This is a genomic window from Acidihalobacter sp. (genome assembly GCF_037381185.1).
Lineage (GTDB): Bacteria > Pseudomonadota > Gammaproteobacteria > DSM-5130 > Acidihalobacteraceae > Acidihalobacter_A.
Genome location: NZ_JARRQY010000016.1, coordinates 44,560 through 50,942, shown reverse-complemented (window position 1 = coordinate 50,942; position 6,383 = coordinate 44,560). Strand labels below are relative to the sequence as shown.

At 50.9% G+C, this 6,383-nt stretch carries 5 protein-coding genes; 3 read left to right on the top strand and 2 right to left on the bottom strand.

Going from position 1 to position 6,383, the window contains the following annotated elements; all coding sequences use genetic code 11:
• The first annotated feature begins 208 nt into the window (after positions 1-208).
• The 3 genes from P8014_RS07605 to P8014_RS07595 all read left to right on the top strand — a co-directional run bounded on the left by P8014_RS07605 (position 209) and on the right by P8014_RS07595 (position 4,817).
• Positions 209-1,930, top strand: a complete 1,722-nt coding sequence (locus P8014_RS07605; RefSeq protein WP_337816711.1) for a DUF262 domain-containing HNH endonuclease family protein — start codon at positions 209-211, stop codon at positions 1,928-1,930.
• 72 nt (positions 1,931-2,002) lie between these two features.
• A complete protein-coding gene (locus P8014_RS07600; RefSeq protein ID WP_337816710.1) occupies positions 2,003-2,869 on the top strand; it encodes a hypothetical protein in 867 nt (288 codons plus the stop codon).
• A 583-nt stretch (positions 2,870-3,452) separates the two neighbouring features.
• A complete protein-coding gene (locus tag P8014_RS07595; RefSeq protein WP_337816709.1) occupies positions 3,453-4,817 on the top strand; it encodes a DUF6035 family protein in 1,365 nt (454 codons plus the stop codon).
• Here the strand turns inward: P8014_RS07595 and P8014_RS07590 are convergent.
• The gene (locus P8014_RS07590) at positions 4,814-5,671 is read right to left on the bottom strand and encodes a DNA-binding protein (RefSeq protein ID WP_337816708.1); all 858 of its coding nucleotides are present in this window, start codon (positions 5,669-5,671) and stop codon (positions 4,814-4,816) included. The genes P8014_RS07595 and P8014_RS07590 overlap by 4 nt on opposite strands.
• A 180-nt stretch (positions 5,672-5,851) precedes the next feature.
• A complete protein-coding gene (locus tag P8014_RS07585; RefSeq protein ID WP_337816707.1) occupies positions 5,852-6,283 on the bottom strand; it encodes a hypothetical protein in 432 nt (143 codons plus the stop codon).
• Positions 6,284-6,383 lie beyond the last annotated feature (100 nt).

The window sequence follows — 6,383 nt, the reverse complement described above, 5'->3', positions numbered from 1 at the left end:
TGGGCTATATCCCGCCCGCAGAAGCTGAGGCAAACTACTACCGGCAACTCGGGCAGCCAATCCCCATTGCCGCTTAACTTAAACCCAACAGCCTCCGCGAAAACCGGGGCGGTTCACTTGGCGTGTTCAATCAGCAGCCGCTCCGCTTCGCATGCGCGATCCCATGATGTTGAGCATGCCCCATAACCACTTGAAGGTTTCCAAGATAATGCCTCAAACCATCGTTGCCCACGAACAGCCAATCTCAAGCATCTTCAGTGATGGCTATGCGTTCAATATCCCGAGCTATCAGCGCCCCTATGCCTGGACAACAGATCAGGCGCTTGAGCTTTTTGAAGACCTGATCAGTTTCATGCGGGACAGCGGGGGCAACGTGGTAGATATGCCACCTTATTTCCTCGGCAGCATTGTTCTCATCAAGCAAGAAGCCGTTCCTCAATCTGATGTCGTTGATGGTCAGCAGCGGCTAACCACCATCACAATTCTTCTTTCAGCGATTCGCGAATCAGTTGACGTAGACACAGCTAAGGACATTACCTCTTTCATCTATGAGAAAGGTAACTCGGTCAAGGGAACATTGGATCACTACAGGCTTAAGCTGCGCGAGCGTGACGCTGAATTTTTCAGAAAATATGTGCAGATCGAAAATGGTTTGAATGGCCTGCTTCAAATCAATACTGAGCTTCCTGATAGCCAACGAAACATTCGTGATAACGCTCGACTTTTTGTCGACCAGCTAAAAAAACTCGATGAGTCGGAGCGGGCAGCCTTGGCCCGTTTCATCGTGACTCGCTGCTTTCTCGTCGTGGTTGCCACCCCGGACTTGGATTCTGCTTATCGAATCTTCTCTGTTCTTAATAGCCGTGGTCTGGAACTTTCTGCGACTGATATTTTGAAGGCGGAGATTGTCGGCGGTGTGCCGCAGTCGAGCCGTGACGAGTACAACAAAAAGTGGGAAGACGCCGAGGAAGATCTAGGGCGAGAATCATTTAGTGAATTGTTTAGTCATATCCGAATGATTTATCGAAAAGCCAAACCTCAAGCGACCTTGCTCAAAGAGTTCAAAGAACACGTAACCGAGGCACAGGCCCCTATTAAGTTCATTGATGATGTGCTACTACCAGCTGCGTCGGCTTATGAAGAAATCTCGGATGCCTCTTACTCAAGTACCGAGCTGGCCGAGCAAGTTAATGTTCATCTCGGTTGGCTAAACAGGTTGAACTTCAAGGACTGGATGCCGCCTGCTATCGCATTTGTCACTCACTATCGTAATCAGCCTGCTCGGATGCTCAATTTTTTCAGAGACCTAGAAAGGTTGGGTTATTTCATGCTGATCACAAAGGCTGGGGTCAACGCCCGCATTGATCGCTTTTCCAAACTGACGGCAGACGTTGAAAGAGGGAATGATCTGTCTGTGAGCGATTCTTCGTTGCAGCTTACCCCTTATGAGCAGTATGCGATGTACGCGGCTTTGGCAGGTCCGATCTACGAGTCACTTTCAGCTCGCGCGCGTTCAACCGTACTGTTACGACTTGATGCTCTACTATCTGGCGGCGGTGCCCAGTACGACTATTCAATAGTCACGGTAGAGCATGTTCTACCTCAGACAGTTGATCCAACTAGCCAGTGGGCTAAGTGGTTTCCTGAAGTCAGGGATCGTTTATCCAGAGTTCACACGCTGGGGAATCTTGCGTTGCTTAGTCGAAGGAAAAACAGTGCGGCCTCTAATTACGACTTCGATAGAAAGAAAAACGCTTACTTCGCTCGTGGAGGCGTATCGCCTTTTGTTCTCACAACTGAAGTGTTGCAAGACCCGGAATGGACTCCCGCAGTGGTAGATGCACGCCAGAAGAAGCATCTTGCTACGTTAGAGGCTTACTGGCGCTTGGAAAACAGGAAGAATCTTTTGGATGAGCTGGGCGCTCTTTGAATATTAGATGCTTTTGCTGCTTAACTCTAAATATGGGCGATGGACGATGCCTCTCAACTGGTCATATATGTGATGAGTCTGACGATAAACGGCTTGATAGTCGGTGAGATTTCTAACCAGAGCGTGTCGCTTCGCCCAGTATTAGGTGCTTACGAGCTCTGTTTCTCGCTCAAGATAACCATGAACCCGAAGCGGGACCATGAGAGGCGTGTAACGATCTTTGGCGCACGGGTCCGCTTGAGTAATGATCGGGGAGTATCGTTGGATGTTGGTTTCGCTCAACCAGAGCAGCCGATTGAACTTCGCCAGTATGACCACGCACATCCCATGTCGTGTTTCTTGGTTCAATCGCTACATCCAGGGCAACTAGCGGAGCTTGAGCGCGTTCGCGATGGGGGGAACATCGCATTTCAGCTACAGGTGTCAGGTGTAGGAACTGAAACTGATGAGTATGGTGCTCAAAGTGTGTATGACATGCTGCACTTCAGGGTCCCGCGTTCCGAATGGATAGAAAGTCTACGCACTGCTGGGGCGAAGAATATTCTTTTGTTGGAAGTACCCGTGCCATTGGTGGATCCCCCGGAAGAGTTAGCCGCGGCCGGTAAGGACTTACAGCAAGCAGTGGTCCACTACCAACATGGCGATTATCGTTCTTGCGTGGGGATGTGCCGCACTGTGCTCGATGAGATAGGGCGTAAGAGGTTCGATAGCAAGAAGGATTGGGCGAGTCCGCTGCTTATGCGGCTGGCGAATGATCGCACCGGTATGGTGCGAGGTGAGCGCGAAGCGGCAGTATGGGCAGCGGTGCGTCATTACGCGCATCCAGCCCATCATGCGGTGAGTGATGGGGGAGAGCAGTTCTACTCTCGTGCTGAAGCACAGTTGATACTAGCGACGGTAGCTGCTTTAGTGGGATTTGCGGTGTCCGACATTCCCTAAAGGTAATGGAGAGCAGTCGTTATTCATATTTGTCCCTAGAAAACGAAATTTCATGGGGAAGCGAGTGGACGATATATTGAAAGCCAATTTCATTGAAAGCTGCAAGTTGATTCAGAGAAGTTACTTTGCGGGATTCGTAACCGCTACCGCATTTCTAGGGCTTGTTTTGCAAGCGAAATCAAAATCAGGTTCGCACGAATACACTATTCCAATATTAAACGTTTCAATAGGTCATTCGATGGTGGCGGCCGTATATTTAACACTGTTTGTCTACGCCGCGGTGGGCGCGATCATGTTCTTAGCGGAGCATAAGTATGCACAAATAAAATCAATGTTATCTGATGATGATATGGTGATTCTTAAAACATATCCGAGCATAGGCTGTTCAAATATCGCAATAAAAATATTTACTACACTAATGCTTGTGCTATATGTGACGATTATATTTGAGTCAATCAACCCGATTTTTAGTTTTTTCTATTCATTTACATCAGCGTCAATGATGTCCGCATTCTATATAATCGCGTTATTTTCATCGAAACCAAAACTCAAAAGAAAAAAGGTAACAAAGAGCATCTAACTCATGAGTTCTTATGCCGTTTCTTCGCCTGAGATCAAAGAGGTTATGAACCTTGAAACCGGCGAAATTTTATCGGTAGAGGAAGTTGTCGGTTCAGATTACGAGAAAACGCTCCAGCTTAGGATGCGGCTGCAGCAGAGCATCGCCTTAGGGGAGGCAGAATTTGCATGCCCATTATGCGGTGTGCCTGTTCACCTGGTGTCGTTAACAAAAACACGGCTGTTTTATTTTCGACATCAAATAGAAGATGGGCGATGTCCAGCAAGAACCAAGGGGAAATATACAGAGAAGCAGATACTCGCAATGAAGTACGATGGCGCGCGCGAGTCAGCAGCACACTTAAGGATGAAACATATTATTGCTGATAGTCTTAGGGCTGATCCAAATTTTTCAAATGTTGAGACCGAACCAGTATGGAAGGGTGTTGAGGCTAATAGCCGTCGAAGACCAGATGTCAGGGCATTGTGGAAAAAATCACTGCTAGTTGCTTTTGAAGTTCAGTTATCGACTACATTCCTTCGAGTAATAGCTGAACGTCGAGCGTTTTATCTTAAGGAAGGAGGGGTTTTACTGTGGGTATTTAAGGGCTTTGATACTAATAAAGCAAGACTGACGCAAGAAGATATTTACTACAATAATAACCGCAATGCTTTCCTTGTTACTGAAGACACCTTGATTGCCTCTAGGGCAGATGACGCAATGACGCTAGATTGTATATGGTCAGAGCCCTCTGTCGAAAACGGGCAACTGTGCTGGCATCAGCGATTTGGCAGGACGACATTCGAGCGCCTCACGATTGATAGGGCAGGCCAACGAGTTTATTTATTTGATGCGGACTCGGCAGCAGAAAACTGTAAACAAGACGCTGATAAAAAGCTGCTGCGAGAAGATTTCAACCGATACTGGTTGTCCGGTGAGGAAGCGACAGATAATGACGTTTGGCGCGATATACGAAAGCGCTTTGTTCGTTACGATATTGAATTACCTCGGTACCTAGGAGAAGCAGACGATCTCTATCGGCTGCTCAATACCCTATATAGTGCCAAAGAGGGTAGGCCGGTAGGGTGGCGATTTGAGAACCTTGTGAAAATTGCACACCACATATTTGATAGATACAAAGGCTTTTTGTGGGCCTTCCGGTTGGTTTTAGAAGCTCACGAACGCGGCCCTCAAATCATTAAAGAAGATGTAACCAAGAACTGGGTTCATAAAAAGGTTCCACTATATCGACGAGCGTGGAAGAACGGAGATACTGAATTTGCTCCGGATAGGCGTTTCGATGATTTGATTAAATTCCTATTCCCTGAAATTGCTCTGCAGCTTTCCGAGGAACCTAGGTCGGCTTTTGCCTCTTTTCACGTCGATTAGCCCGCTGCGCTGGCGTCAGTGCTGTCAGCTGCCGCTACTTTGGGCTTGCTCTTCGTGGTCTTTCTAGGGGTAGCCTTGGCCATCTTCTCCAGCTCGACCTTCTGGGTCTGCACGGTTACGCGGGCATCGGCCAGCGCCTCGGCCAGTTGCTCGGCTCTGTCCTGCGCCTTCTGCAGCTGCGTCGCGGTACGTTCGGCCTCATGCTTCGCATCAGCCAGTCGGCCGTCCAGAGCGGTTTTCTGCGCAGCCAGGACCGCCGCCTGCTGCTCAGCCTCGATGCGGCGTTGGCGTTCCTGCTCCAGTTCGTTTCGCGCTGCCGTCAAATCAGCCTCCAGGCGCGGCATAGCTTCCAGTCGTAGTGCGGCCTTGGCTAGCTCCGTACGGGCCGCTTCGGCAGCCTGACGTTCGCGGGTTGCGTCTTCTTTGGCGGCGGCCAGGTCGGCCGCCAGTTGCCCGGCTTTGCCTTCGGCCGCGGCCTTGGTGGTGGCAAGGGCTTCGAGCTCTGTGGTCAATTCCTCGATCACTTCGGCCTGGCGCTCGTTCTCGGCGCCCACGTCGGCCGCTTCCTGCTGCTGTTCAGCCAGATCACTTTCCAGCGCCGCACGAGCCGCTGCCAACTCCTGATCCATATAGTCCAGGATCGCCCGTTGCAGGGCAGGGGGTAGCGCCAGAGCGGAGGTTTGCTCGCGCTCCTGTCGGGCTTTCCAGTTCTGCAGGAACTTGGAGATGGTGCCCATGCTGCCGCTGCCAAGGCGCTCGCGCACGGCGCGTAGCGTTGGCCTGGAGCCCTCTGCTTTCAGTGTGTCAGCGACGGCGTTGACCTGCTCGGGGGTGATGGTTGCTTCGCGTCCCATGGTGTTCTCCTATGTAACGATATGATTGATACGATATGAAACGATACGAATCAGCGGTTTTGACGATTCAGGTTTCGATTCTCGATCCACCACTTCGCGCGCTTGACAATCACGCATGCTGATGCGAAACGGCGATTATGGGATCCGGCCCCAAAAGGAGCCGGATGTAGGCCTGCAGCGCTAGAATGGAAGGGGATCGCGCACCAGGTCCGCCCCGTCCTTCTCGATTTTTTCTTCTATCGCCGCCAGCAGCCCGCGCAGGCCGCCGGGGTACAAACCCAAAAATTCGGCGAAAGTCATCTTGTGCGGCCAGAAAGTGCCCTCGTCCTTTGGGGAAAAGGATATATCGAGGCTGTTGCTATCCGACCCGATGCTTATCCTCTTGGCTTTGGCAGTGAAATTCTGGTATCCGCCATCCCACTCTCTCCCCTCCCGTGAGAACTGCCAGGTATATACACCGGGCGGCGCGGGGATGATGAATGGGCCGCGATAAGCCTGCACGATCTGCCGCACTGCTCGCACCTGTTTATGGGCCAGCCGGGAGGCGGCCTCGGCCAGTTCATCAGCCTGGCGCTCCAGCTCGATCTCGTCCATCAGGTCCTTTTTGCTCATTGTTTGTTACCTCGTTTCGTTGTCGTGTATGTGCAGTGCCGCACTGCACATACTGGAATGCTCGATACCGGAAACGCGGCCGCACGCCGCAATGTCCGTG

What these genes read in the sequence shown, in the direction of transcription:
- P8014_RS07605 (WP_337816711.1), top strand. Translation starts at nt 209, where the DNA reads ATGCCTCAAACCATCGTTGCCCACGAACAGCCAATCTCAAGCATCTTC.
- P8014_RS07600 (WP_337816710.1), top strand. Translation starts at nt 2,003, where the DNA reads ATGAGTCTGACGATAAACGGCTTGATAGTCGGTGAGATTTCTAACCAG.
- P8014_RS07595 (WP_337816709.1), top strand. Translation starts at nt 3,453, where the DNA reads ATGAGTTCTTATGCCGTTTCTTCGCCTGAGATCAAAGAGGTTATGAAC.
- P8014_RS07590 (WP_337816708.1), bottom strand. Translation starts at nt 5,671, where the DNA reads ATGGGACGCGAAGCAACCATCACCCCCGAGCAGGTCAACGCCGTCGCT.
- P8014_RS07585 (WP_337816707.1), bottom strand. Translation starts at nt 6,283, where the DNA reads ATGAGCAAAAAGGACCTGATGGACGAGATCGAGCTGGAGCGCCAGGCT.